Annotated in this window: 25 protein-coding genes; 4 read left to right on the top strand and 21 right to left on the bottom strand. The window is 60.5% G+C overall.

Translation table 11 applies throughout. From position 1 onward, the window contains the following. The first annotated feature begins 55 nt into the window (after positions 1-55). Positions 56-817 carry an ADP-ribosylglycohydrolase family protein gene (locus tag G502_RS0113075; protein ID WP_022729124.1) on the top strand — a complete coding sequence of 254 codons (762 nt, stop codon included), beginning with the start codon at positions 56-58 and terminating at the stop codon, positions 815-817. A gap of 12 nt (positions 818-829) precedes the next feature. Here the strand turns inward: G502_RS0113075 and G502_RS0113070 are convergent, their stop codons facing one another. The 10 genes from G502_RS0113070 to G502_RS0113025 all read right to left on the bottom strand — a co-directional run bounded on the left by G502_RS0113070 (position 830) and on the right by G502_RS0113025 (position 9,930). Beyond that, positions 830-1,480 carry a class I SAM-dependent methyltransferase gene (locus G502_RS0113070; protein WP_026989452.1) on the bottom strand — a complete coding sequence of 217 codons (651 nt, stop codon included), beginning with the start codon at positions 1,478-1,480 and terminating at the stop codon, positions 830-832. Further along, on the bottom strand, positions 1,477-2,292 hold the full coding sequence (locus tag G502_RS0113065; RefSeq protein ID WP_022729122.1) for an undecaprenyl-diphosphate phosphatase: 816 nt from the start codon (positions 2,290-2,292) through the stop codon (positions 1,477-1,479). Before G502_RS0113065 ends, G502_RS0113070 begins: the two co-directional genes overlap by 4 nt. 131 nt (positions 2,293-2,423) lie before the next feature. Further along, positions 2,424-3,146: a spermine/spermidine synthase domain-containing protein gene (locus G502_RS0113060; protein WP_022729121.1), complete on the bottom strand. Its 723-nt coding sequence runs from the start codon at positions 3,144-3,146 to the stop codon at positions 2,424-2,426. Positions 3,147-3,265: 119 nt separating this feature from the next. After that, the gene (locus tag G502_RS0113055; RefSeq protein WP_081649807.1) at positions 3,266-4,255 is read right to left on the bottom strand and encodes a cyclase family protein; all 990 of its coding nucleotides are present in this window, start codon (positions 4,253-4,255) and stop codon (positions 3,266-3,268) included. A gap of 127 nt (positions 4,256-4,382) precedes the next feature. Further along, entirely contained in the window at positions 4,383-5,129 is a 747-nt protein-coding gene (locus G502_RS0113050; RefSeq protein ID WP_022729119.1) for an SDR family oxidoreductase, read from the bottom strand. A gap of 89 nt (positions 5,130-5,218) precedes the next feature. Beyond that, complete coding sequence (locus G502_RS0113045) at positions 5,219-5,896, bottom strand: ABC transporter ATP-binding protein (protein WP_022729118.1); 678 nt, start codon at positions 5,894-5,896, stop codon at positions 5,219-5,221. Between the two features lie 4 nt (positions 5,897-5,900). After that, complete coding sequence (locus tag G502_RS0113040) at positions 5,901-6,641, bottom strand: ABC transporter ATP-binding protein (RefSeq protein WP_022729117.1); 741 nt, start codon at positions 6,639-6,641, stop codon at positions 5,901-5,903. Then, complete coding sequence (locus G502_RS20185; protein WP_022729116.1) at positions 6,638-7,642, bottom strand: branched-chain amino acid ABC transporter permease; 1,005 nt, start codon at positions 7,640-7,642, stop codon at positions 6,638-6,640. Before G502_RS20185 ends, G502_RS0113040 begins: the two co-directional genes overlap by 4 nt. A gap of 3 nt (positions 7,643-7,645) precedes the next feature. After that, the gene (locus G502_RS0113030; protein ID WP_022729115.1) at positions 7,646-8,551 is read right to left on the bottom strand and encodes a branched-chain amino acid ABC transporter permease; all 906 of its coding nucleotides are present in this window, start codon (positions 8,549-8,551) and stop codon (positions 7,646-7,648) included. 80 nt (positions 8,552-8,631) lie between these two features. Continuing rightward, a complete protein-coding gene (locus G502_RS0113025; protein ID WP_022729114.1) occupies positions 8,632-9,930 on the bottom strand; it encodes an ABC transporter substrate-binding protein in 1,299 nt (432 codons plus the stop codon). A 339-nt stretch (positions 9,931-10,269) separates the two neighbouring features. On the opposite strand from G502_RS0113025, the gene G502_RS0113020 reads away from it, so the two are divergent. Further along, on the top strand, positions 10,270-10,851 hold the full coding sequence (locus tag G502_RS0113020) for an exopolysaccharide biosynthesis protein (RefSeq protein WP_022729113.1): 582 nt from the start codon (positions 10,270-10,272) through the stop codon (positions 10,849-10,851). 4 nt (positions 10,852-10,855) lie between these two features. On the opposite strand, the gene G502_RS0113015 is transcribed toward G502_RS0113020, so the two are convergent. Continuing rightward, positions 10,856-11,818: a LysR family transcriptional regulator gene (locus G502_RS0113015; protein WP_026989451.1), complete on the bottom strand. Its 963-nt coding sequence runs from the start codon at positions 11,816-11,818 to the stop codon at positions 10,856-10,858. 42 nt (positions 11,819-11,860) lie between these two features. Here G502_RS0113015 and G502_RS0113010 point away from each other — a divergent pair, with 42 nt between their 5' ends. Then, entirely contained in the window at positions 11,861-13,108 is a 1,248-nt protein-coding gene (locus tag G502_RS0113010; protein WP_022729111.1) for an acyl-CoA dehydrogenase family protein, read from the top strand. A gap of 27 nt (positions 13,109-13,135) precedes the next feature. Here the strand turns inward: G502_RS0113010 and G502_RS0113005 are convergent, their stop codons facing one another. Beyond that, positions 13,136-14,260 carry a zinc-dependent alcohol dehydrogenase family protein gene (locus tag G502_RS0113005; RefSeq protein WP_022729110.1) on the bottom strand — a complete coding sequence of 375 codons (1,125 nt, stop codon included), beginning with the start codon at positions 14,258-14,260 and terminating at the stop codon, positions 13,136-13,138. Between the two features lie 302 nt (positions 14,261-14,562). Here G502_RS0113005 and G502_RS0112995 point away from each other — a divergent pair, with 302 nt between their 5' ends. Further along, a complete protein-coding gene (locus G502_RS0112995; protein ID WP_022729108.1) occupies positions 14,563-17,022 on the top strand; it encodes an ATP-binding protein in 2,460 nt (819 codons plus the stop codon). Positions 17,023-17,071: 49 nt separating this feature from the next. Here G502_RS0112995 and G502_RS0112990 read toward each other — a convergent pair whose 3' ends face one another. The 9 genes from G502_RS0112990 to G502_RS0112950 form a co-directional block, all read right to left on the bottom strand. Beyond that, a complete protein-coding gene (locus G502_RS0112990) occupies positions 17,072-17,659 on the bottom strand; it encodes a hypothetical protein (protein WP_022729107.1) in 588 nt (195 codons plus the stop codon). After that, the gene (locus tag G502_RS0112985) at positions 17,656-19,347 is read right to left on the bottom strand and encodes an SWIM zinc finger family protein (protein ID WP_022729106.1); all 1,692 of its coding nucleotides are present in this window, start codon (positions 19,345-19,347) and stop codon (positions 17,656-17,658) included. Before G502_RS0112985 ends, G502_RS0112990 begins: the two co-directional genes overlap by 4 nt. 13 nt (positions 19,348-19,360) lie before the next feature. Then, the gene (locus G502_RS0112980) at positions 19,361-19,771 is read right to left on the bottom strand and encodes a DUF3024 domain-containing protein (protein WP_022729105.1); all 411 of its coding nucleotides are present in this window, start codon (positions 19,769-19,771) and stop codon (positions 19,361-19,363) included. Positions 19,772-19,884: 113 nt separating this feature from the next. Next, the gene (locus G502_RS0112975) at positions 19,885-20,484 is read right to left on the bottom strand and encodes a DUF6151 family protein (protein ID WP_022729104.1); all 600 of its coding nucleotides are present in this window, start codon (positions 20,482-20,484) and stop codon (positions 19,885-19,887) included. Positions 20,485-20,537: 53 nt separating this feature from the next. Further along, positions 20,538-21,476, bottom strand: coding sequence for a 3,5-dioxohexanoate:acetyl-CoA acetone transferase (kce, locus tag G502_RS0112970; protein WP_026989449.1), 939 nt, complete (start codon positions 21,474-21,476; stop codon positions 20,538-20,540). 28 nt (positions 21,477-21,504) lie between these two features. Next, positions 21,505-22,443, bottom strand: a complete 939-nt coding sequence (locus G502_RS0112965; protein WP_022729102.1) for a 3-hydroxyacyl-CoA dehydrogenase — start codon at positions 22,441-22,443, stop codon at positions 21,505-21,507. 2 nt (positions 22,444-22,445) lie between these two features. After that, positions 22,446-23,234, bottom strand: coding sequence for an SDR family oxidoreductase (locus G502_RS0112960; protein WP_022729101.1), 789 nt, complete (start codon positions 23,232-23,234; stop codon positions 22,446-22,448). Further along, positions 23,235-24,068, bottom strand: a complete 834-nt coding sequence (locus tag G502_RS20180) for an SDR family NAD(P)-dependent oxidoreductase (protein WP_051152230.1) — start codon at positions 24,066-24,068, stop codon at positions 23,235-23,237. A 36-nt stretch (positions 24,069-24,104) separates the two neighbouring features. Then, complete coding sequence (locus G502_RS0112950; RefSeq protein WP_022729099.1) at positions 24,105-24,866, bottom strand: SDR family oxidoreductase; 762 nt, start codon at positions 24,864-24,866, stop codon at positions 24,105-24,107. Between the last annotated feature and the right edge of the window lie 154 nt (positions 24,867-25,020).

Raw genomic sequence — 25,020 nt, 5'->3', positions numbered from 1 at the left:
TGGCTTGACGAAGCATGTGGAGACCCCACGTCCATAGTCTGGCAGGAGTGTAAAGATGCTGGGTGCAATCGCTGGCGACATCATAGGCTCACGCTTTGAAGGGCATCCCTGCCCGCCGAAAGACTTCACGTTCTGGCATGCCGACTGCCGCTTCACGGACGACAGCGTTTGCAGCCTGGCGGTGGCCGATGCCTTTCTCGACCAGGCCCATTATGCCGCGCGCCTGCGCCACTTCGTACGGCGCCACCCTCATGCCGGTTACGGGGGTATGTTCATCCGCTGGGCCATGACCGACGATGCGGGTCCTTACGGCAGTTGGGGCAACGGCGCCCCCATGCGCACGGCAGCCATCGGATGGTTGGCCGACAGCGAGGAGGCCGTTCTGGAGCAGGCTGCAGCCCAGGCCGCCGTCAGCCATGACCATCCTTCAGCCGTTGCCGCAGCACAGGCGGTTTCCCTTGCCATTTTCTGCCTGCGCAAGGGCCATGAGCCTGCCCGGGTCCAGCAGCGCCTGACAGAAGATTTCGGCTATGACCTGAGCCCGCAGCGGGCGCTCAGAGGCGGTGGCTTCGATGTGTCAGCCGCCGGCACCCTCCCCCCAGCCCTGACGGCCGCTTTCACCTCCGAAAGCTGGATAGAGGCCGTGCGCACCGCGATCTGCCTGGGTGGGGACACCGACACCCTGGCCTGTATCACGGGGGCCGTCGCCGAGGCGCTGTATGGCCTGCCGGATGAAGTCGCCGCGCAATCCCGGGACCATCTGACACCCGACCTCCAGGACGCCCTGACTCGTTTTGAGCGGGCCTGCGGTCGGTAGACCTTCAATTTTTCAAGGCACCTGCATCAGGGCCACATCCTTGCCCGGGATCTCGCAGCACCAGCCGTGACGCTCGGCCAATAGCTTCAGGGTCTCTTCGCGATAGAAGACCACATGGGTCGGATCGCGGCGGTAATGCCAGTTGGCAAAACGCGCATCCTCGGTCTGGAAACAGGTCATGATCGCCAGCCAGCCACCCGGGCGCAGCAAACCGCCGAGATACGCGAACTCCCTGGCCGGATCATGAAAATGCTCCACCACTTCCGTACAGGTCACGGCGTCATATCCTGGCTCCAGGCTCGACTCGTCAGCATGAAAGAAGGGATCGTAGAGCCGCACAAGATGTCCCGCCTCGCGCAGCAGATCGGCCAGGGCGGGCCCGGGTCCACAGCCATAATCCAGAATCTCCGCCGCTTCCGGCAGACGCGTGCAGAGTGGATCGGCCAGCTTTGACAGGAAGCGGCGATAGCCAGGATCATGGGGATCGTTCTCATGCTCCAGGTAAACCTGCTTCTCCGCCTCAGCACTCAGACGTGCAACTGGGTCGAGGAATGTCGCCAGACAGGCCTCGCAGCGCCAATAAGACTTTTCCTCGATGCGCCCGAAATGACGCACATCTAGCCCGCGACAAACGGGACAGGCAGGGGCTTCACGGCCACTCATCCGCCAATCAGGCCCAGGATAACCAGAAGCGCCAGAAAGGCGGCCAGGAGCAGCCGATAGACAACGAAAGGCATGAAGGAGGCCTGCTTCAACCAGGCCATCATAGCGGCAATCGCGGCCAGCGCGCTGACAAAGGCCAGGAAGCCGGCCAGTACGGCATCGAGTTGCAGCGCAACATCCCCTGTATCCGCCAGCTCCAGACCGGCAAGCGTTCCGGCGGCCAGCGTCGTGGGGATGGACAGCAACAGGGAGAAACGCGCCGCCTCGGTGCGCCGCAATCCAAGGAACAGGGCCGCCGTGATGGTGATGCCGGAGCGGCTGACGCCCGGCACCAGGGCCAGCGCTTGGGCCAGGCCGATGATGACAACCTCGCGCCAGCCAAGTCCCGGCATGGTTCCCTCTGCCTTCTGTGCGCGCCAGTCGGCCAAGGCCAACAGCAGGCCGAAACCCGCTGTTGTGCCGATGATCAGGGTCGTACTGCGCAGCTGAGTTGCGATCAGATCCTTCATCAGGAAGCCTGCGATCACCACTGGGATTGTCGCCACGACGATCTGCAGCGCCAGACGGGCCTCAGAGCCGTACTTCAGGCCCAGAACCTGGAAGCCTCCCCGGACCAGGTACAGAACATCCCGGTGGAAATAGGTGATGACCGCAAGCAGAGTGCCCACATGCACGGCCACATCCATCAACAGGCCCTGGTCCGGCCAGCCCGTCAGGACAGGGACGAGGATCAGGTGGGCGGACGAAGAGATCGGCAGGAACTCGGTAATACCCTGAACGACGGCCAGAACAAAGATCTGCAGTATATCCATCAGGCCACCCCGCCCTTTATCGGTTCCGCTGCCTTACATCCCCTGCCTCAATCCCCCGGCCGGGCAGTGCCCATGGCATAGCCTCTCCTGCCCTCCAGGAAAAGCATGGAACGGGATGCAGGCTCGATTGTTCATCCGGACCTGTTGCGGGCCAGATAGACGCACTGGGTGAAGTCCTTGCCCTGCAGCGGATTGTGAAATGTGACCGCTTCGCCGCGCGCCTGATCGAAGACGCAGGACAGACGTTCAGTGAAGGCCGCATCCGGTGGCTCATTGGACCAGAGGCCGAAGACCCCGCCGGGGGAAAGCTGGGCGGCAAAACGCTTCAGGCCATCGGGGCCATAGAAGTCGGCGTTTCCTGGATCCAGCAGGAATTCCGGGGAATGATCGATATCCACCAGGATGGCATCGAACGGACGCTCGGGAGAGAGGCCGGACAACCCCTTGTCCGAGGTTGCCAGGGCGAAGAAATCGCCGTGCTGAAAGCTGCAACGGGGATCGGATGTCAGCGTCTGTCCCAATGGGACCAGGCCCTGGGTGTGCCAGTCGACCACGGCCTCCAGGGCCTCCACGACCACCAGGTTCGATACCGAAGAGTGTTCCAGTACAGCATGTGCCGTATGGCCAAGTCCCAGGCCACCCACCAGCACATTGAGTTCCGCCCCGCTTAATTCCGCCAGCCCCAGGTTTGCCAGCGCCACCTCGGAGGCCGTGAACAGGCTGGACATCAGGAATTCCTCGCCCAGCTTGATCTCGTAGACATCAACACCCAGGGAAAGTTCCCTGCGTCGGCGCAGGGACAAAGCACCGATATCTGTCGGGCGATAATCCAGCTCTTCGAACAACAGACTCAAGCAAGGCCTCCAAAGGGTACAGCTTGTCCCTCAAGGACAGGACGCGAAACAGGCAGAAGAAAAATCACCCGGGCAGTCTATTACAACCGCCCGGGTGATACACGTTGCAACCTGGTGAATTAGCGGATGGCAGTCGGATTGATGATCGCCTGGACACCGCCCGTGAACTTCGAATGTCCCATGACGAACATGAATTCCCAGGCCTCGTCGGCCGCCAACTCGTCTGTTTTCATGTTCTCCAGGATATAGATGCCATTCTTGGCGATCAGTTCCTGATGCACCTCGAAGACTCCCGTGCCTTCCTCGAAGGGAATGACCTCCAGTCCCCAGGTGTCCGCGCCCACGGCAAGCACGTTCTTCTCGACCATGTACTTGGCGCCGTCCAGCCCCAGGCCCGGCTCACCGGCGATATAGCGGTCGTCATCCTCGCCCACCAGCGACAGCCAGCCCGTGTGGAACAGGACCACGTCGCCCTCGCGAATCTCAACCCCCTGCTTTTCGGCCTGGGCCTCGATCTCCGCGCGATTGAAGGCGGTGCCCTCGTCCAGCACGTCCTGGTCGAAGTGATCGGTCATGTCGAGTACGACACCGCGAGTGACGAAGTTGGGGATCTTCTCGATACCCAGTTTCGTCAGCCCGTCGGCCTGGACGAAATCACTGTTGTGGTGGCAGTTGTAGAAGACGTTGTCGACGCCGATGTGGCCCAGGCCATCGATCTGCGAGCCCGTGCCGACATACCCCATGTAGATGTCATCATTGTAGTTCATCTTGTTGGGGCCCAGGCCGACGCCGCCCACCTGGCCCGGCTGGTTGATCACCAGTGCCCAGCTGCGCGGGCCGAAGGCCGGGGTCTCGGAATTGGTTTCGGCGCCCAGGGAATAGGTCTTGCCGGTCTTGACCAGCTTGGCCGCCTCGAGAACCAGCTCTTCAGACAGCAGATTTGCAGACCCGATCTCATCCTCGGCGCCCCATTCGGATTGACACCATTCCGGTGCATCCGCTGCGTTGGCGGGCCACTCCTGCTCATCGTCCTGCGCAAATGCGCTGGACGCGACAAGTCCCGCAGACACGACGGCCGCAAAGGCCAAAGCAAACGGTTTTCCTGACATCCTTTTCCTCCCTTTCTTGAAAATTGGAATGGGAAAACCGTTTCTACGGCCTTCCCTATTCGTGTTGTAAACGCCCCATAACCATCAAAAGCTGTCTTCCATCTCTCTTATCGTTGACCAAGGGAATTCAGACTGTGCGCCCGCCATCAACCTCGAAGACGACGCCGGTAATGAAGTCAGCTTCGTCGGATGCAAGGTAGAGACAGGCATTGGCAATATCGCGGGGTTCCGACATGCGACCCAGAGGAATCGTGGAGATGAACTTCTCGCGATTCTCCGGTGTATCGGGCACGCCCATGAAACTTTCCAGCAGGCCCGTCGCCCCCATGACCGGCGCCACACAATTCACGCGAATCTTGTCGGGAGCCAGTTCGACCGCCAGGGAACGCGACAACAGGTTCACTGCACCCTTGCTGGAGTTGTACCAGGTCAGGCCGGGCCGCGGGCGAATGCCGGCCGTGGATCCGATGTTCAGGATCACGCCACTGCCGGCCTGTTTCATGACCGGCACGACGGCGTTAGTCATGTGATAGATCGCCTTCACGTTGACGTCGTAGATGCGATCGAATTCCTCCTCGCTCACCTCGAGGAGCGGCTTGTTCTTGTGCGTCCAGCCGGCGTTGTTGACCACGATGTCGACGCGCCCGCTTTCGGCCGCCGTCTTGACCGCATTATCCACGTCGCTGCGCTTGGTCACATCGCCTGCAACGGCTTTGGTGCCGTCACCGATCTTCTCGGCTTGCTGCTCGGCTCCGTCCTTGTTCATATCCATGATCGTGACGGTCGCACCTTCACGTGCGAAGGTGGCTGCTATCTCGGCTCCGAAACCCGAGGCACCGCCGGTTACAAGGGCAGTCTTTCCTTTCAGGCGCATGGCTTGTATCTCCCTTCTCGTCTGTTTGTCCTGCCTCGAAGCTCCGGATGGTACAGCTCACAGAGCCATATCCGGAGCTGGGTCAACGCTTATGCGTCGACCTTAGAGACATCCTCGATACTTTCGATCTCACCGCGTTCAATGGTGATCATGCGGCTGGCGAAGTTCTTCAACAGCCCTGGATTCGATTCCGTTATGATTACCGACAAGGAACGATCCGTGTCACGCAAGGCCCGCAAGGCTTCGGCATAACGATTGGCCAGTACAGGCGCCAGTCCCTGGAAAGGCTCATCCAGCAGCAGAAGATGCGTTCCGAGCATGAGACCGCGCCCCAGCGCGACCATCTTTCCCTGCCCGCCTGAAACCGAACCGGCCGGCCGTTTCGCCATTTCCTTCAGTTCCGGCAGGATGCCATAGACGCGCTCAAGCCTGCGGTTGGTTTCTTCCTGCGTCAGCCGCGCAACGCGTGCCGGCAGCAGGATATTTTCCTCGACCGTAAAGGCCGAGAACAGGCGCCGATCCTCGGGCGCATAACCGATTCCCAAGGCTGGGCGTTCATGCGCCTGCACCTCATCGATGGCCCGGCCATTCAGCTCGATCGACCCCTGTGCCGCGACCAGCCCCATGATGGCGCGCAGAGTCGTCGTCTTGCCGGCTCCATTACGGCCAACGAAGGCAATGGTTTCGCCTTCCTGAACCTCGAAAGAGACATTCCTGAGGATTGGGATTCGGGCAATGGAAACCGACAGGTCCTTGAGTGCGAGCATCGCCCTATACTCCGATCACGGTTCTGACGACTTCAGGATCCTGCAGGACTTCGTCCGGCGTTCCCTGGCTCTGGATGTGCCCGGCATTCCAGACAGCGACCCGGTTGGCATAGCGTGAGACCATTTCCATATCGTGCTCGACAAAAACCGAGGTTACCTGCTGTTCCCGCAATGCGGTGATCAAGGTGTCCATAATTTCGAACTTCTCCGAAGAAGCGACGCCCGAAGTTGGCTCGTCCATCAGCAGCACCTTTGGCTTGAGGGCGAGCGCCAAAGCGATGTCGACCAGCTTGCGCTTGCCCTCTGGCAACTCCGAGGCGGGACGGTCCGATACATCGTCGCAGCCGACCAGCTCCAGGAGATGCTCGGCGTCCTTGCGCTCCGGTATGTTCATGAGCGGCGTGAAGGGAGCAAAGCGGCGTGCCTGCGAGGCAACGGCGATCAGCATGTTCTCCAGAACGGTCTGCTCCGTGAAGAGCTGCGGTATCTGGAAGGCCCGCGCGATTCCCATGCGGGTGATGGCACGCGGAGAGGCCCCCAGTATGCTCTTGCCCTGGAAGGTCACGCTGCCGGCACTGGGTTTCAGGTAGCCTGTACAGATGTTCAGGAAGGTGGTCTTGCCGGCACCGTTGGGTCCTATGATGGCAAGATGATCGTCCTCGAAGACGTCAAGGGAAACACCTTCGGCAGCAATAACGCCGCCAAAGCTGATGGCCAGGTCCTTGGCGGAAATCAGAGCGGTCACTGTTCTTCTCCCCTCTGCTTTTCCGTCTTGCCCGCAGGTCGCTTGTTGTGTCCGGAAGCGACCGGATCCTTCTTCAGATAGCCCCGAATGTCATTGATGACGCCGACGAGCCCACTGGGCGCAAAGAGGATGATGACCAGCAGCACGAGGCCCAGGGTCAACTGCCAGGTATCCCCGACATAGGCCGTGGCAGTCACCCGGATGTATTCAAATACGAACGAGCCGGCCAGCGCGCCGAAGACATTGCCCGTACCGCCCAGGATGGCCACGAAGACGAACTCGCCCGAGCGCACCCAATAGGCATATTCCGGTGTGGCGATCCCCTGGAAGACAGCTACCAGCGCTCCGCCAAGACCGGCCAGGAACGCCGAGATGATGTAGGCGATCAGCAGCACGCGCCGGGGCGAAAGGCCAAGGTACTCGATACGTGTTTCGTTCGTCTTGATGGCTTTCAGGGTGTGGCCCAAGGGGCTGTCGAGAAAACGGTGCACGCCGTAGAGGCAAATTACAAGAAGGGCCAAAGCCAGGTAGTACAGGACGAATTCGTACTCCGAACGCTCCATCGCCTGTCCCAGGACCTCGGGTCGAGGAATGCTGAGGCCATCCGAACCGCCCGTGATATGGATGAATTTCTCCAGCAGGGAGAAGAACACCATCGAGAAGGCCAGATTGAACATCGCGAAGAAGATATAGCGATAGCGGACCACGAAAACGCCGACCAACAAGCCCGCGACGACCGAGGCTCCGATGGCTGCGGCAAGCGCGATGACAATTTCCCCGCCCGGGATCGCGCGTATCACGAAACCGGCCGTATAGGCGCCCGTGGCAAAGAACATGGCGTGACCGAAAGACACCTGCCCCGCCTGCAGAAGCAGGATGATTCCCAGTACCGGCAGGGCCTTGGCCCAGACCAGGGTCAGGAAGGCATCCCAACCGCTTGTCACAAGCGGCAGGACGATGGCGATGAGGACGACGACGGGCAGAACGATGCGCATCAGCATGGATCAGATCTTCCTCGCCGTGGTTTTGCCAAACAGGCCTTCGGGCCGGAACAGCAGGACGATCACCATGATCAGGTAAGGTACGACGACTTCCAGTTCCGGCATGAAGAAGACAGCACTCGAGCGCCCCAGTCCGATCAGCAGTGCAGCGATGGCCGCCCCCCCGATCTGGCCCAGTCCGGCAGTCGCCGCGACGGCAAAGGACAGGACGATCATATCTGCCCCCATTCCCGGCAGGACCGAGGTTGTCGGTGAATCCAGCGCGCCACCCAGGGATGCCAGGGTCGTTCCGATGATGAAGGTCAGGAAGAAGACCTTGCGCGCATTGATGCCGATCGCGGTTGCAGCCTCTCGATCCTCGGTGACCGCAACGATCAGGGAACCGGCCAGGGTCTTGCGCAGGAACCACCGCAAGCCGAAAAGAATGAACAGTGCGACCAGCGGCAGAAAGATGATCTGGTAGGCTGTATAGGGAATGCCAACGATTGTGACGTTCCCCATGAGACTCAGCGGCTCGGTGTAGAAATAGGGCTGAACGCCCCAGACAAGGCGCTGCACATTGTCCAGGATCATGAAAATGGCAAAGGTCACAAGCAGTTGCAGATACTCTTCGCGAACATAGATGCGCCTGAGGATAAAGCGCTCCATCAGCCCGCCAACAGACACGCCGACGGCAACGGCCGCCACAATGAACAGCGGGTAGGCGAACCAGGCGGATATGCCCCAGGCGGAAAGCACCAGGCCGAGACTGGCCGCGGCATAGGCACCAAGCGCATAGAAGCTGCCATGCGCAACATTCAGGATCCGCATGACACCAAAAACCAGTGTCAGCCCGACAGCCACCAGGAATACGAGTGAACCGTAGGCTATGCCGTCCAGGACGGTGAGTACAAGAATCTGCAGGGACATGGATTTTACACGAAACTCTGGATTACGCAGAAAAGCTGGGGCCGCGTGGATGGAACAACCACGCGGCCCCGATCAAAGGATCACTCTTCGTGTTGATACTCGTCAGCGGAGACTTCTTCCACGAAGCTTTCGTCCAGGGTTTCGATCCATTCGATCGAATTCTCACCCACCGGCGGCATGAGATCCGCACCATCGAAGATCATCATGTTGTCGATGATCGGGAAATCATATCCGTCGACATGCTTGGTGGTGCCGATCAGCTGGGCCTCGATGGCCTGATTGTCTTCACGGATCGTCAAAGGACGGCCGTGACCGCGGTATTCCAGGCCTTCCATGGCATCGACCAACTGCTCGCGGTCGGGCCAGGCACCGTCATTGGCTTCAATCGCCTTGTCATAAGCTGCTTCCAGGGCTGCGAAGGCCTGGGCCATGTGGAAAGCGGGATAGATCGGGTAGTCGCCGGTACGTTCGCGGTACTGGGCAACGAAATCCTGAAGTTCTTCACCATCCTTGTACTCGGGATGCAGGAAGTAGTGGTCGCCACGACCGCCAACAATCACGCCGTCCGGCAGGTCGCTGCCAAGACGTTCAAGCGACGATTCCACCAAAGGCAAAACAAACTGCGAGTTGTTGAAAAGACCACGCTGGTTGGCCTGACGCACGAAGGTATCCAGGTCGCCGCCCCATGACGTCGAGAGAATGACATCTGGCTGCGTGGCCAGCAGACGGGAAATCTCCGCGGAATAGTCCGAGGCACCGAAACTCGGGAAGAACTCGCCGACAACCTCGACATCCGGCTTCAGCTGCTTGAGCGCCGTGGAGAACAACTCCCAGCTGTCACGCCCCCAGGCGTAATCCTGGTTGACCACGGCAATTGTCTCGAAATCCGGGTTGTTCTTCAGAAGATAAAGCAGCGGCGCCAGCATCTCTGGCGTGGCGTTGGCCTGGGTCCGGAAGTTGTAGCGGTAATCAGCCTCCTCGAAAATACGCTGTGTCCCGCAATCCCAGAGGATATTCAGCATCTCCAGGTCTTCGGCCAAGGGCGCAATGTTGATGCAGTTGCCCGACGAGATCGACGCGAACATCACGTCCACGTTCTCGTCCTGGACAAGCCGCCGATACTCGGTGGTCAGGGTCTCGGCCCCTGCGCCTTCGTCAATGAAGCTCAAGGAAACCGGAACGCCCTGTATGCCGCCGGCCTCATTGAGGTTCTCGGCGAGCATGCGAGCTGCCTCCTGGCCTGGCACACCGAAGACAGAAGCCGGTCCGGAGGTGAACGTCGTAATGCCGATATTGATCTCCTCGGGCTTGTCCTGAGCCACCGCCTGGAATGGCAATAGCGCAGCAAGTCCGAGCGCTGCTATGGATACGGATTTCATCTTCTCATTTCCTCCCTTGTTTTTTCTTGATGCTTACCGGAACAGTTACAGAACGAATTGCTGTCACCTTGTTCCATTTTTATCGATTTAGAAGCGTGGTTGAAGTTTAAATCAGATGCAAAGATTATTTCGCTTTATTCGCCATAAGAAATTCTTATGGCGGCAAGAAGATGAGGTATAGGCGGGGAAAATGCATTCGGAACCCGCACCCTGCATTCACATTATCACTGGCTCTGTCTGCGTTCTTTCCCAGCACGGTTGAGTTGCGCAGGGCCGCATGATCAGTTTGAAAGCGCGGGCCATCCGACAAATACGCGCGGCTGCATCGGGATTTCGTAAATGTCGTCTCACATACCCACCTCGAAAATCCTCGAAAACCTGCTGCAGGAGACGCCCACTGGCAGTGTCGCGCTTGGCTGGATCGTGGCCAACCTGAAAGAACGGTCTTTCGGTATCGTGATACTGCTCATTGCGCTTGTTGGGCTGCTGCCTGGCGCCTCCCTCTTTGCAGGCCTGCTGCTGTTCATACCTGCAATCCAGATGATTCTCGGACGGGCCGCGCCCACATTGCCCAGGAGAATCGCCCAGCGCAGGTTTTCCACGGTGCGCTTGCAGCGCCTCGTATGGCGTATTCTTCCCCCCCTACGCCTGCTCGAGCGGGTCGTTCGGCCGCGCTGGAGGATTCATTTCCAGGCGCGAAAACGCACGGTTGGGTCTGTCATGCTATTGCTTGGGGCGACAATGCTGATCCCCGTCCCGTTCAGTCATGTGGTCCCTATCCTCACCATCATGCTTCTGGCATTCGCCTTTCTGGAAGAAGATGGCATTCTGCTCGCAATCGCCTATGTCACTGCCCTTCTTTCACTTGCTCTCAGTGCAGCAGCAATCTGGTCGGCAATTGAAGTCGGGCTTCTTTTATAGGCCGTCAATCTTCTTCCAGCCGCCCCTCCCATGTCCCTTCCTGCACAAGCTGATGCAGAAGCTCATAGCACAACTTCTCGATGGCAAGTGTGGCCGCGGATATGGGCCGGTCTGCGGGCACTGAAATAAAGATGTTCCTGCGAAGCTCCGGATTGGTGATGGACCAGGAAACCAGACGTCCTTGCTGGCACTCCGCCTTTATCGCCATGGCCGGCAGTATGGAGAAGGCCAGCCCCTCCTCGACCAAGGTTTTAATCGGTGCATAGGAATCGATTTCGGTATGGGCTTCGAATGTTCGGCCACAGTGCTGCGATGCCACATCATCCAGCAGGTCACGCAAGCCATGTCCTCGGCTCGGTATGGCCAGGGGCAACCCTATGGCTTCCGAGAAGTCCACAGACTCCTGGTCGGGTTTTCCATTGCCAAGCCGCGCATCCGCCGGCCCAAACAATCTCAGTTCTTCGGACAGGACCTGCTTCAAACGAATGCCGCGGCTGTGCACGCCGCGATAGAGAACCGCCACATCGATCTTGTCTTCACGCAACCAGTCGAAGATGAAACCGCTCATGGCCTCCGCTATGCGCAGGCGTATCGCCGGATAGCGTCGCGACGCCTCCTGAATCAAACGGGCGCTGAGCATCTGGCTGACCGTGCCTGGAACACCGAAGCGCACCTCTCCCGAGGGCTCGACATCCTCTGCACGCACGACCTCTTCCAGTTGATCGAATTGATCAATCAAATGGCGCGCATGCTGCAACAATCGCTGGCCAGCTTCCGTCAACTGGACGCCCCGCGAAGACCGGAAAAGCAACTCGGTGCGCAGGTCCCGCTCCATGTTGCGCACATGCTGGCTGAGTGCCGGCTGGGCGACATGCAGGTGTTCCGCCGCTTTCGAAAGAGACCCCGCTTCGGCGATGGTTACAAAATAGCGCAGGTGGCGAATATCCATGGCGCTCAGCCATATCATCTTCTTATTGAGGATAGCTATATATTATCTTTGCATTATAGCATGGACCATCCCAAGTTCTTTCACCACGCATCGGTTATACGGATCAGTGAGAACAACAGGGCTTTCCCCGAGATGAACGAGACCACGACAGCGCCCGAAAACGCCGAGATCGAAGCCATTCGCGACACAGTACGCGCCCTTTGTGCCCGCTTCCCCAACGAGTACTGGCGCAAGCTCGATCGCGAACGCGCCTACCCGACCGAATTCGTGAACGCGATGGCCGAAGCCGGCCTGCTCGCCTCGCTCATCCCCGAGGAATACGGCGGCAGCGGCCTGCCGCTCTCGATAGCCGCCACGATCCTGGAGGAAGTGCATGCCTGCGGCGCCAATGGTGCCGCCTGTCACGCCCAGATGTACACCATGGGCACCCTGCTGCGGCACGGCAGCGAGGAACAGAAACAGGCCTATCTGCCTGGCATCGCCTCGGGCGAGTTGCGCCTGCAAGCCTTCGGTGTAACCGAACCCGGGGCGGGCACCGACACGCTGTCGATCTCGACCACGGCCGAACGCAAGGGCGACAGCTACATCATCCGCGGCCAGAAGGTCTGGACCAGCCGGGCAGAACACTCGGACCTGATGATCCTGCTGGCGCGCACGGCGCCGAAAGGCTCATTGGAAAAGCGCACCGACGGCCTGTCGGTCTTCCTGGTCGACATGCGCGAGGCCCCGGCCGACAAGCTGCGCATCCAGCCCATCAACACCATGATCAACCACTCGACGACGGAGATCTTCTTCGACGACCTGGAGATTCCAGCCAACGCCCTCATCGGCGAGGAGCACAAGGGCTTCCGCTATATCCTGGACGGCATGAACGCCGAGCGGATCCTGATCGCCTCGGAATGCATCGGCGACTGCCGCTGGTTCATCGAGAAATCCACCAACTACGCCAACGAGCGCAAGGTCTTCGGCCGGCCCATCGGACAGAACCAGGGCGTACAGTTCCCCATTGCCCGCAATCATGTGGAACTGCATGCCGCGCACCTGGCCGTGAAGCACGCTGCAGACATGTATGACCGCGGAGAATCCTGCGGAGCCGAGGCTAATATGGCCAAGCTGTTGGCCTCGGAGGCCTCGTGGCACGCAGCGGATACCTGCCTGCAGACGCACGGCGGCTTCGGCTTTGCCGAGGAATACGACGTGGAGCGCAAGTTCCGGGAGACGCGCCTCTATCAGATCGCGCCGATCTCCACCAACCTCATCCTCTCCCATGTGGCGGAGAAGGTCCTGGGCCTGCCCCGCTCCTTCTGAGGAACGGGGCCTGTCTCATACTTGTCGCTACGGCGTAATGACGTGGCGCACGGCGGTGCCGTCGGCCAGGCGGTCGAAGGCCTCGTTTATGTCTTCCAGCGTACCGCGGCCGGTCATCAGGCGGTCCACCGGCAGGCGCCCGGCCCGGAACAGCTCAATATAGCGCGGGATGTCGCGTGAGGGAATGCAGCTGCCGATGTAGCTGCCCTTCAACGTGCGCTCCTCGGCCACCAGTGAAACTTGCTGGATCTCCAGCTTCTTCTCGGGATTCGCCAGCCCGCCGGTCACCGTGGTGCCGCCGCGCCGCGTGATGCGATAAGCAAAGTCCAGGGCCGGAACCGATCCTGCCAATTCCACGGCAGCATCGACCCCACCGTTGGTCCATTCCTTGACCTGCGCCACGGCTTCTTCATCGCGCGGGTCGATAGCATGCGTTGCGCCCAGCTGGCGGGCGAAGTCGCGCTTTTCCTGCAACAGATCCACGGCAACGATGCGTGCAGCACCGGCTGCCTGTGCCCCCAGAATGGCCGCCAGGCCGACGCCGCCAAGACCGATGACGGCCACGGTCTGGCCCGCCTTGACGGCCGCGGTGTTCACCACGGCTCCGACGCCGGTCAGCACGGCACAGCCAAACAGCGCAGCATGGTCGAACGGCAGCTCACGGTCGATCTTCACCATGGAATGGCGCGAGATCACGGCCCGCTCGGCAAAAGCCGAGACGCCCACATGGTGATAGACGTCCTGACCATTGCGATGAATGCGCATGGCGCCACCCAACAGGGTTCCCGCACCGTTGGCTTCCGCTCCGGGTTCGCAGAGTGCCGGACGTCCCTCTGCACAAGGCATGCAGTGCCCGCAGGACGGCATGAAGATCATCACCACGCGGTCACCCGGCTCCAGATCCTTCACGCCAGGGCCCACCGCCTCGACCTCGCCGGCCGCTTCATGACCCAGCGCCATGGGCACCGGGCGCGGCCGGTCACCATTGATCACCGAGAGGTCTGAATGACAGAGGCCTGCAGCACGAATACGAACACGCACCTCCTCGTGTCCCGGTTCATCAAGCTCCACCTCCTCGATCCTCAGGGGGCGTGTTTCGGCATAGGGGCGTTCGACAGGCGATTCATTCAAAACCGCGGCGCGTGTCTTCATGGCTGTTTCCTTTGTTCAAGATGAACGGCCCAGTGATGGCCAGGCGTTCCCATTCCGGAATGCTAATCATCACGCGGAGAATGGCAAACAATCCAGGAAAGTATTCTTCAGCAAGGCTTGTGCGTACAAGCCCGCAGCTGGCATTCCGGGGGACGCCTCCGGGAAGCTCGGCAATTTCGACAAGAAATTTACGAAAATACCTTATTCTAAGGACAGATTTCCTCTATTTCCTCACGGCTGAAAGTAAAATAGACTGGGCTTTCGGCCAAAAGTTGTCTGTAGACCGAGATTCAGGAGGCAAGATGGACGGAAGCAACAGAACGTTGCTCGAAACTTTTCCCTGGCATCAAACGTCTCTTGGATGCGCCGAAACCTGGCATCCCGACATGAAGGCCATGATCCGCATGGCCATGGCTTCGGGCTTCCCGGTCTATACCGCATGGGGCAAGGATCTCGTCCAAGTCTACAATGACGCCTACAACCCGATACTCGGAGACAAGCATCCTCAGTCGTTCGGCATGCCCGCTCATGAAAGCTGGCAGGAGATCTGGGCTTTTCTCGGGCCGGCCTTCGAGAAGGTTCGCACGACGCAACAGGAACTGACATATTCAAGCCGCCTGCTGCCTCTCGCGAAGAAAGGGGTGCCGGAAGAGTGCTATTTTGATTTCTCCTACAGCCCAGCCCTGACCGCGGACGGTGAAACGCTCGGGGTTGTCTCCATTGCCACGGAGCGAACCGGCGACGTGATCGCCAAGCGACGGCAAGCGATAAACGGCCTGGACGCTGGCTTGGCGAATGACACAAGCTTCCGGGAACTGGCCAGCCGCCTGCATGAAATCCTCGAAGCAAACGAAATGGATTGCGCCGCAGCTGCCCTCTATTCCATCGACGCGCATACCTCCAATCCGGAAGGTGAGATTTGCAGTTTGCGCCTGGACGATACCACGGCACGCGCCTTGCGACCGCTGGCGGCTCAGACCCTGCGCAGCGGCAGCAATGATGTGGTGCCGGTCCCCCTCGATGGACTGACGACAGATGATCACTGGGCAGACAAGGCCCATGCTATCGCACTTCGCGGCCATAACGCACAGCTGCGCGGCATCCTCATCCTCGTACCCAACAAGCTGGTGCCCATCGAACGCAGTCATGCCTCGTTTGCGCACAGCCTGGCTTCGCGTTTCCACAGCATCCTCCATGCCGTGGAAACGCGACAATCGGAAATCGGCAAGGCCCACGAGGAAAAGGCCGAACAGGAATCACTCTACCAATTCCTTTTCGACAACATGGGCGATGGAGCTGTCTATCTGTCCACCAGCGGGGCCGTCGGTGATGACGAGATCGTTCTGGCCGCAAATCGACGCGCATGCGAAATGATGGGTTATACGCCGGACGAGGTTATTGGAAGAAGCCGTGAAGCGTTTTTCTTCCCCCAGGACCAGAGCGCCAGAACAGCCCTGAACGAACGTGCCAAGCACGGCTTCTACCTTGGTGAACTGACTTTCCGGACAAAGGATGGAGACAGCCTCGAAACCGAAATCACATCGAACCTCGTAAGCCTGAAGAACGGGGAAAAACGCGCACTGACCATCATTCGCGACATCAGCCACCGTTCGGCTTTGGAACGAGAGCGGGCCGAGCGCGTGCGCCTGGAGACGATCGAAAGCCTGACCGGAGGCCTGGCCCACGACTTCAACAACCTGCTGACCGTTATTGTCGGCAGCCTGGAAGCCTTGCTTGATGATCTGGATAAAACCTCTGGTCAGTACAAACTTGCATCAAACGCCATGTACGCCGCTGAGCGCGCGGGTGGTCTGACCAATCAGCTTCTCGCCTACTCGCGCCGCCAGGCCCTTGTCACACGCTCCATCGACCTCAACGCCTTTCTGCAGGAGGTCAAACCCTTGCTGCATTCCTCCCTGGGCGAGATCAATCGTCTCGAGATTGACACGGAGCGGGACTGTCCGGCCTGCAAGGCGGATTCCGCCCAGTTGACGACTACACTCCTGAATCTCGCCGCCAATGCGCGCGATGCCATGCCGGAAGGCGGGTGCCTGCGCTTGCGCACCTTCCGCATTGATCCACAAAAGCTGACGCCGGCCCGAGACCTCCATGAACTCTCTCCGGGCGATTATGTCGGCCTGCGCTTACAAGATGATGGGACAGGTATTGAGCCGGATATCCTCGACCGAATCTTCGAACCCTTTTTCACCACAAAAGACGTGGGCAAGGGCTCGGGCCTGGGTCTCTCCATGGTTCAGGGATTCATGCGCCAGTTGGGCGGCGACGTGCGCCTGACATCAATACTCGACCAGGGCACCACAATCGACCTTGTTTTCCCGATGGCTTCGGAGGGACAGGGGGTCACGCAGGCCCAGCCGCAGCGCGCCGGTGCAAATGGTGAAAGGCTTCTGCTGGTCGAAGACAATGAACTTGTGCGCGAACAAACCCGCCTCATGCTCGAGCAGATCGGCTTCACAACCACGACCGCGGAAAATGCCCAGGATGCCCTCCAGCAACTGGAAAAGGGCCTGACCGTTGACTTGGTCCTGACGGATATGGTCATGCCCGGAAGCCGCTCTGGCCTTCAACTCGCCAAGGAACTGCGCAGAACACACCCCGGGCTGCCCGTCATCATCACGACCGGCCACGATCCGGGCGCGGCCCTGTCGCCGGACAGGGCACAGGGCTTCGAGGTGCTGCGTAAACCCTATACCCGAAATAGCCTGGCGGAAACGCTCCTGCGCCACATATCCAAAACCTGATCCACGGCACGCCAAAGAGAAACGTTATGCCCTCTCGCCGAAATGGAATTCACGATTGTGGCGTGGGTGGCAGCTCCAGTGCTGAGCGGAGTACGCCTTGGGTCCGTTCATAGAGCAGGTTGGTCCGGGCCTGGTTCAGCAGGTCGGCATAGGGAACGAACTCCGGGATTTTCTTGTTGAAGGGAATGCGGCCACATCCCGGCACCTCGCAGTCCGCCTTGCCTTTGGGACACTCGTTATAGCGACAGAGACGCCCCAGGTATCGCCCACTCTCCGGTTCGAACAGGAAGGTGTCCACCAGATTGCCAGGCGTGGAAACGTCCTCGCCGGACTCATTGGCCTCCCGCAAGCAACGGTCCTTGGCCCGGCGCAAATCTTCGAGCCGATCCTGGGAGTCCAGCCAGAGCGCAATATCCAAGTCGCCGCATTCGTGCCAAACCTCGATGCGCGCACGCCTGAATTCGCGAAAGCGCGGAACCTCTTTCCACAGCGGCCCGGCCACCGAGCCGACGACGGCGATGGCCTGCACCTCTTCGAAAGGCTTCCAAGCGCGCACCACGACATCCGCCGCCTTGCGGAAAAGCTCCTGCTGGCGAATCAGGTGGCGGTTCTGCTCGTCGATGACGGCCTTCTTCATGCTCTCTGCTCCAGCAGCTTCATGAAGTTCCTTTTGCGCCGATAACGCTGCACAAGTCCTTCGACGTACTCCTTGTGGTAATTCGGGCTCTGCAGCTTTTCGAGTCTGGAAATCAACCCACAGGCATTGCGATAATTCTCGTTGCCGCCCGAGTTCACAAGGCGCTCGACCTCCTGCTCATAGACCGCACGCGCCCTGTCTGGATAGGCCGCCTCGCTGGCCTTGGCTAGCTTCATAAGGCTTGCTGCAGGAAGCTTGTTGTCAACCGCCACCGTCCAGGCCTGCTCGAAATCCTGCCGCCCCATCAGGATACGTAGCAGGACATCCGCCATTCGGCTGCGCTTGAATCCCTGTTCCTCCCTGAGCCGGGCACGCAGGTCGGCGACGGCCTTTTCGGCGGCCGCCTCTCCGCCCAGATGGGCAAGCCGGCCATAGATCTGTTCGTCCGGTTCAGAGCTGAAGGCCTCCAGCAACAGGTCAATGCCCCTTGCCTTCTGTCCCAGCCTTTCCAGCAGATCACAAAAATCAAGGGCCTGATTACGATGGCTTGTGGCTTCGGGAAAAACCCAAAGGCCTTCCTCAAGATAACCCAAGGCCTCTGCCGGGCGCCCCTGCTCCAGGCAGAAACGCACGAGCTCCTGGTACTTCCGGATAGACGAAAGGTCTCGCTTGCGTGCAGCAATGCGCGCATCGACATCACCGTCCAGCTCGCCTAAGTAATCCTTAATCGCGATCAGGCGGAATAGCTGACGCCCGTCCTGCCTATCCGGCATTTGAAACCAACTTCGATCAACGGGTGCCTTGGCCGGAGTCTTTTGCCAGGCTTCCTCCGCCAAGCGCCTGTATTCTGCGAGACCTGCCTTGCCCAGTACCTCTACATAGAAGGCCGCGCCACAGGCGGAACCGAAATAGGCCCCCTTCATCTCGCGCCCGAAGATGTCCGAAGCCAGTTCCACGGGATCGGGAGCAGCGAGCTCACAGGCCATGAGGTTTACCCGAGCCGCCTCTTTTATCAGCGCCCCGCAATCGCCCGAAGCCCAGGCATAGTCATCCATCTCCTCCAGCAGGCGATCGATCAGATGGCCGGACAGGCGCAGGGCAGCAGTCGCCTGTCCCTGTGCAACCCAATCCTCCAGGCTTGATATCAGCTCGCAGAGCTCGCGATATCCGGTGTCGTCGTGGCGGTCCTCCATCGCGTGGAGCAGATGGAGAGATACTTCAATATGGCTTCGCAAACGCACCTCGGCCTCCGGCTCCTCACTCGGCATCAACTGCAGCCTTCGCCGCAGCATGCGAAAGAAGCCCACATCGTACTCGGCGAAGTCCGCCACCAGCTTGACCAGAGCCTCATGACTGCAGTCCTGCAGGGATCTCCTGATTTCCCGGATATCACTGAGCCCCGACGGCCCGGCAGGCGTCTCTGGCGCTGCATTGGCGGCCAGCCCCACGGCGACCATGTGCTTGCAGAAACCCCAGTCCTCGAAGGCGGGACAGCTGCACTCCCCGTCGAGGCCGTCCTCGTCGTTATCCAAAAGCGTTTCGTAGACTTCGCTGCCGTACACCCTTGCCCAGATCTGAGTCTCCTCAAGGGACAGCAATACGACGCAGCCGTTCCGGAAATACTCTTCGCCGCGTGCAAAAACCTTCGGACCAGCCAGTTCTTTCAGGAGCTCGGTGTCACAGTACATCGTCAATCATGCCTCACATGGGCGGATGCAGGACCTCGTTCTCCCTGATTTCCTGCAGGGCATCCTCGAGCTCCAGTTCCGGCTTGATGGGCCACCACTGTCCCGTATGCCGCTTCCACATCACGTCGAACAGGACCCTGTCCGGCTTCTCCTCGACGTGATCGAGACGCGCGAAGGGGGCATCGAACTCTTCTCCGTCGGTATCGGGAAAGCCTGAACGGTACCGCACAATGAAGCTGTAGCGGTGACCGTGCCACTTCCCGAATAGATCCACTGGATAGTTCCATTCGCTCGGCCGGATTTCCGGAATAAAGGTGGGACGCAGAAACTCTTCGAGAAAGCGTTCGCACCGGCACGCCATATCCTCTTTCTCCTCACGCGTCAGTTTCCTGATGCGCACCCATCTTTTCTCGGTCTTCGCCATGAAACCCTACTCCTTTGCCTCCGCTTCAGGAGTGATAAAGCCCTGAATAAACCGATTGCAAACGAAAGAACGGCCCTCATTTACCTCTACAACTGCCTGCAGCCGAACCAGTCTCATTCAAGGACCTTCACACGCGCGCGTTCTTCCTGGCTCAGGACTCTCGGCACGACAGCGGGTTTGCCCGTGTGTGCATCGAAGAAGGGGCTGTGGCGATGCGCAGATTTCAGCCAACCCCTCCCGATGATACGGAGAACACATATCGCACCACGGAACAGGCCTCTAACCTTCGGTGCAGGCGCTTGCAGCGCGTATTTCGTAAACACCTGCATGCGGATGGGACCGACAGTGTTCTGCAGCATGTCTTCATCAGCATCCAGGCAAGCGCGGACAAGACCGACCACCGGAAAGCCGCGGTTGGGAACCGTGTTGCCTATGGGGGTGCTGCAGCAGGTCGCGTACCAGCGCAGGGTCCCCTTCTCCGTCAGGCGCATGCAGGCCAGTTGGCCCCTGCCCTCGGCAAGGCTCATCTCGTCCTGGGAGAGATGGAGGATTTCCGTACCGCCGTAGGGGTCGAGCATCTCCTCCTGCCGCCCCAGGAAGCAGGCGAAGGCCTGGCAGTCGTCGCAGTAGCAGAGGCATCTGTTCACGCAGCCGCGGGGACGCACAGTCCCCTGCAGGCAGCCGCAATGGCAACGAATGCCCAGGCTCGTCATCGGCACTCCCGCTCAGATTCCACGCCCCACTCCAGCAGCAGCGGCCTGCCTGGTCAAAAGTTGACCTGGTCGCCGCCCTTGAGGGACAGCATCTCCCGCGCCTCCTCGGGTGTCGCGATCTCCAGGGAGAGGCCCTCAAGGATCTGGCGCACCCGCTTTACCTGTTCGGCATTGTTTTCCGCCAGTTTCTTGGGCGCCCCCCAGAGGGAATCCTCCAGGCCCACGCGCACGTTGCCGCCCATGGAGGCGGCGATCGAGGCCACCCGCATCTGGCTGGCGCCAGCGCCCAGGACCGACCAGCGATAGTCGTCGCCGAACAGCCTGTTGGCCGTGCGCCGCATGTGCATGATGTCCTCCGGATGCGGACTGATCCCGCCCAGGATGCCGAAGACCGACTGCACGAAGAGCGGCGGTTTCACCAGGCCACGGTCCAGGAAGTGCGCCAGGTTGTAGAGATGGCCAATGTCGTAGCACTCGAACTCGAAGCGCGTGCCGTTGGCCTGGCAGGTTTCCAGGATGTGCTCGATGTCGGCAAAGGTGTTCTTGAACACCAGGTCCCGGCTGTTTTCCAGGTGCTGGCGCTCCCAATCGTGCTTGAACTCCTTGTAGCGGTCCAGCATCGGAAAGAGGCCGAAGTTGATGGAGCCCATGTTCAGCGAGGCCACCTCGGGCTGGTAGTGCCTGGCCGGTTGCAGGCGCTCGTCGACGCTCATGTGTGGGCTACCGCCGGTGGTGATGTTCACCACGGCATCGCTCGACTGTTTGATCCGCGGCAGGAAGCGCCCGAACATCTCGGGGTCCTGGGTGGGACGTCCCGTCTCCGGATCGCGCGCATGCAGGTGCAGGATCGCAGCACCGGCCTCGGCGGCCGCGATGGACTGCTCGGCGATCTCGTCCGGCGTCACCGGCAGATTCGGCGACATGGACGGCGTATGGATGCCGCCGGTCACGGCACAGGTGATGATGACTTTGTTCTTGCTTGTCGCGGCCATGGGCTTGTTGTCCTCCAAACTGATCTGGTTATTTCTCACGCTCGTCCTGGTCCCGCTTGTGCAGGGCCAGGGCCTGCAGGCGGGCATCGCGCCAGCGCTGGCGCGCGGGCAGTTTCTCGGCGGGCAGGATCTCCCGCCGCTGGGCCTCGGCCTTCGCCAGCAGGGCGTCCGACCAGGGTTTCGCCTCCGAGCCCGCCATATTGGCGTACATCTCCCGATAGCGCCGGCCGTAATCGGCCAGTCCGTCGGGCGCATTCAGGTCGATGGTCTCGAAGGGTCCCATGAAGGACCAGCGCAGGCCAAGCCCATCGGAAACGGCGGCATCCACATCCTCGACCCGGGCATAGCCCTGCTCGACCAGGGAAAAGGCCTCGCGCAACAGCGCACCCTGCAGGCGGTTGAGGATGAAGCCATCGATCTCGCGTTTCATCATCAGCGGCTTCTGGCCGACCGCCTGCATCAAGACCCGGACCTTCTCCATGGCAGCCTCCTCCGTCCAGGGGGCCGGACAGAGTTCCACCACGGGTATCAGGTGCGGCGGGTTGACCGGATGGGCCACCAGGAAGCGGTGCCGGCCAGCGAGCTGCTCGGACAGGGCCGAGGGCAGCAGGGCCGAGGTCGAGCTGGAGATGGTGGCGGCTTCGTCGGCCAGGCTGTCCACCTCTTTCAGGAGCTCCTGCTTGACTTCCAGGCGCTCCGGTCCGTTCTCCTGGATATGATCGGCGCCCTCGATGGCCTCTGCCATGTTGTCGCTGACCGAGATGCGCGCGATGGCGCGCGCCGCATCCTCGGCCAGCCCGGCGGCCTCCAGCTCTTCGAGCTGCGCTTTCAGCAGGCCTGGCAGGCGTTCGCGTTGCTCTTCGGAGGCATCATAGATCCGGACGTGACAGCCGGCGCGCGCAAAGATCGCCGCCCAGCTGTAGCCGATCAGCCCGCCGCCGATCAGGGCGACTGAGGTCGTCTCCATACTCACATCAACACCTCGACATTGCCGCAGACACTGATCGCCTGGCCGCTGATGTTCGCCCCGCCGGGCGATGTCAGGAACAGGCAGGTGGTGGCCACATCATCCGCGCTGACCATGCGGCGCAGGGAGACATTCGCCAGGTAGCGCTTCTCCATCTCCTCGTAGGAAACCCCCAGCGCCTGAGCCCGGGCCGAGATCACGCCGCGAATGCGCTCGCCCTCGACAATACCGGGCAGGATCGCGTTCACCCGCACGCCGTCCGGACCCATTTCCGCGGCCAGGCTCTTGGTGAAGCCGACGATCCCCCACTTGGCCGAGGCATAGGGCGTGCGATAGGCGTACCCCAGACGCCCCGCCACCGAGGCGATGTTGATCAGGCTGCCGCGGCTTTCCTTCAGGTCCCGGGCCGTTTCGTGGGCAATGTAGAACTGGCTATCCAGGTCGGTGCGGAGCGTGCGCTCCCACTCCACGGGATCCAGATCCTCAACCGTACCTGTGGGGCCAGATATACCGGCATTGTTGACCACCACGTCGAAGCCACCCAGCGCCTCGCGGGCTTGACGAACCATGTCCGCCACTGCTTCGCGATCCGCCACGTCGCATTTGACGGCCAATGCATCGGGTATTTCGCTGCGAAAGGCTGAGAGGGCATCATCGGAAACATCGCAGACAGCGATACGGGCCCCAACCTCGCGATAGCCCTCGACGATACGTCGGCCGATGCCACCGGCTCCGGCGGTTACAAGCACCCTCAGACCCGAATCAGGCCTCAGTAGGTTTGCAAGTGTCATCTATTCCATCCCTTCTTGGTTTCTTGTTCTTGAGTCCTGCGTCTGCTCGGACACACGCAGGCCCCCATAAGTGCCCCAGGAAGAGCCGGCCAGCCAGCCTGCATCCACCGGCAGCGTGATGCCGGTGATCGCCGCGGCCCTGTCGCTGACCAGAAAGGCAATGGCCTCGGCGATCTCCTCCGGTGTGACCATGCGCTGAAGCGCCGCCGATCGGGACAGATCCTCTGCATCCCTTAGGCCCGCTTCGATCTTGGCCTTGATGGGCGGCGTCAGCACGAAGCCGGGGGCAACGGCATTCACGCGCACCCCGGATGGGCCCAGATGTCCGGCCAGGCTTTCCGTCATGGACACCACGGCGGCTTTCCCGGGACCGTAGGCAAACAGCGGCAGGGGCCGCAGGGCGGTAATGGAGGCAATATTGATCAGGACGCCGCGCCCCAGAGCAGACATGGCCAAGCCGAAGTTCCGGCACATGAGAAAACTGCCGCGATAGTTCACATCCCAAATGCGATCGTGCTCTTCCATATCCATGGCATCCAGCGGGACGTTGTCCTGCATGATGCCGGCTGCATTCACGACCACATGCGGACAGCCGAACCGGCTGTCGACCTCCTGCCTGAAGCCGTCGATCTCAGTTTGGGAACTGACATCGAGCTCCCGCCAGGCCACCTCCGGCTTGTCCTGGGTCAAGTTTGCCAGCTGTTCCCCGTTTCTGTCCGCGCCGATGACCCGGTAGCCGTCTGCCAGAAGGCGCTCGACCGCCGCCAGACCAATGCCACTGGCACCTCCGGTGACGATGGCAATTCTTTCCTTTTCCTGCTCCAATGCGCTCAAGGCTGTCTCCCTAGCTCGGATTGATGTCCTCCTGGCTCAGCGTCCACCAGAGATCGAGATATTGGCGCCAGAGACATAACTGCTCTTGCCTGAAAGCAGCCAGACAATGACCTCGGCCACCTCCTCGGCCGTGCCGCTCCGCCCCAGCGGAACGCCGCTGACCATCCGCTCCACCCGGTCTGGCGCACCGGCTGCGGCGTGAATCTCCGTTTCGATCAGACCGGGGGAAACCGCGTTGACGCGAATCCCCTCGCTGCCGAGTTCCTTCGCCGCGCCCTCTGTCAGGGTGTCCACCGCGCCCTTGCTGGCGGCATAGTGGATCCACTCCCCTGCACCGCCCAGTTGGCCTGCACGAGAAGAGACATTGACGATCGTGCCCCCAATGCCCTCCTGCTCCGTCGACATGCGCAGGGCGGCCTCCTTCATGCAGAGCATCAGGGAGGTGATGTTGATTCGGAAGACATCATCCAGCATGGCTTGGTCGATCTCGGTCAGCCGCTTGATGGGTCCCGTGATGCCGGCATTGTTCACAAGACCATGCAGACGCCCCAGGCCAGCTGAATCGAAGGCACGGAATAGCTCTTCGACATTGCCTGTGGCCATGTCGAAGGACTGTGCCACCGCACGGCGTCCTTCCGACTCCACAGCCTTGATGACGTCATCGGCGGCTGCCCGGTTGCTCTTGTAGGTAAGTGCCAGATTGTATCCAGCCTGCGCTGCAACACGCGCAGTCGCAGCCCCGATTCCCCGGCTGCCACCGGTCACGACGACATAAGCGTCCTGATCCCCACTTGTCATGACTGTTTCCTGTCTCCCTGGATGGCCTGTCCTGCACGAGACCGTGGCAGGCCTTGTTCTGCTTGCCTCGCGGTGCATGTCACCAAGCGCCGCAAAACGGTTTGAGATACAGACTATCGATCCAAAAGCTGATGGGCTAGGGTTGCTCCAAAAA

The organism is Fodinicurvata sediminis DSM 21159, assembly GCF_000420625.1.
Taxonomy (GTDB): domain Bacteria; phylum Pseudomonadota; class Alphaproteobacteria; order Kiloniellales; family DSM-21159; genus Fodinicurvata; species Fodinicurvata sediminis.
Note: the sequence above shows the minus strand (reverse complement) of the source record. Positions and strands in the feature narration are given on the sequence as shown.

Excerpts from the sequence above, each read along its gene's own strand:
- G502_RS0112950 (WP_022729099.1), bottom strand. The coding sequence starts at position 24,866 with ATGACAAGTGGGGATCAGGACGCTTATGTCGTCGTGACCGGTGGCAGC.
- G502_RS0113010 (WP_022729111.1), top strand. The coding sequence starts at position 11,861 with ATGGACCATCCCAAGTTCTTTCACCACGCATCGGTTATACGGATCAGT.
- G502_RS0112975 (WP_022729104.1), bottom strand. The coding sequence starts at position 20,484 with ATGACGAGCCTGGGCATTCGTTGCCATTGCGGCTGCCTGCAGGGGACT.
- G502_RS0112960 (WP_022729101.1), bottom strand. The coding sequence starts at position 23,234 with ATGACACTTGCAAACCTACTGAGGCCTGATTCGGGTCTGAGGGTGCTT.
- G502_RS0112990 (WP_022729107.1), bottom strand. The coding sequence starts at position 17,659 with ATGAAGAAGGCCGTCATCGACGAGCAGAACCGCCACCTGATTCGCCAG.
- G502_RS20185 (WP_022729116.1), bottom strand. The coding sequence starts at position 7,642 with ATGCTGATGCGCATCGTTCTGCCCGTCGTCGTCCTCATCGCCATCGTC.
- G502_RS0113050 (WP_022729119.1), bottom strand. The coding sequence starts at position 5,129 with ATGCGCCTGAAAGGAAAGACTGCCCTTGTAACCGGCGGTGCCTCGGGT.
- G502_RS0113015 (WP_026989451.1), bottom strand. The coding sequence starts at position 11,818 with ATGATATGGCTGAGCGCCATGGATATTCGCCACCTGCGCTATTTTGTA.
- G502_RS0113030 (WP_022729115.1), bottom strand. The coding sequence starts at position 8,551 with ATGTCCCTGCAGATTCTTGTACTCACCGTCCTGGACGGCATAGCCTAC.
- G502_RS0112980 (WP_022729105.1), bottom strand. The coding sequence starts at position 19,771 with ATGGCGAAGACCGAGAAAAGATGGGTGCGCATCAGGAAACTGACGCGT.
- G502_RS0113075 (WP_022729124.1), top strand. The coding sequence starts at position 56 with ATGCTGGGTGCAATCGCTGGCGACATCATAGGCTCACGCTTTGAAGGG.
- G502_RS0113020 (WP_022729113.1), top strand. The coding sequence starts at position 10,270 with ATGTCGTCTCACATACCCACCTCGAAAATCCTCGAAAACCTGCTGCAG.
- G502_RS0112985 (WP_022729106.1), bottom strand. The coding sequence starts at position 19,347 with ATGTACTGTGACACCGAGCTCCTGAAAGAACTGGCTGGTCCGAAGGTT.
- G502_RS0113045 (WP_022729118.1), bottom strand. The coding sequence starts at position 5,896 with ATGCTCGCACTCAAGGACCTGTCGGTTTCCATTGCCCGAATCCCAATC.
- kce (WP_026989449.1), bottom strand. The coding sequence starts at position 21,476 with ATGGCCGCGACAAGCAAGAACAAAGTCATCATCACCTGTGCCGTGACC.
- G502_RS0113055 (WP_081649807.1), bottom strand. The coding sequence starts at position 4,255 with ATGTCAGGAAAACCGTTTGCTTTGGCCTTTGCGGCCGTCGTGTCTGCG.
- G502_RS0112965 (WP_022729102.1), bottom strand. The coding sequence starts at position 22,443 with ATGGAGACGACCTCAGTCGCCCTGATCGGCGGCGGGCTGATCGGCTAC.
- G502_RS0113065 (WP_022729122.1), bottom strand. The coding sequence starts at position 2,292 with ATGGATATACTGCAGATCTTTGTTCTGGCCGTCGTTCAGGGTATTACC.
- G502_RS0113070 (WP_026989452.1), bottom strand. The coding sequence starts at position 1,480 with ATGAGTGGCCGTGAAGCCCCTGCCTGTCCCGTTTGTCGCGGGCTAGAT.
- G502_RS0112995 (WP_022729108.1), top strand. The coding sequence starts at position 14,563 with ATGGACGGAAGCAACAGAACGTTGCTCGAAACTTTTCCCTGGCATCAA.
- G502_RS0113025 (WP_022729114.1), bottom strand. The coding sequence starts at position 9,930 with ATGAAATCCGTATCCATAGCAGCGCTCGGACTTGCTGCGCTATTGCCA.
- G502_RS0113005 (WP_022729110.1), bottom strand. The coding sequence starts at position 14,260 with ATGAAGACACGCGCCGCGGTTTTGAATGAATCGCCTGTCGAACGCCCC.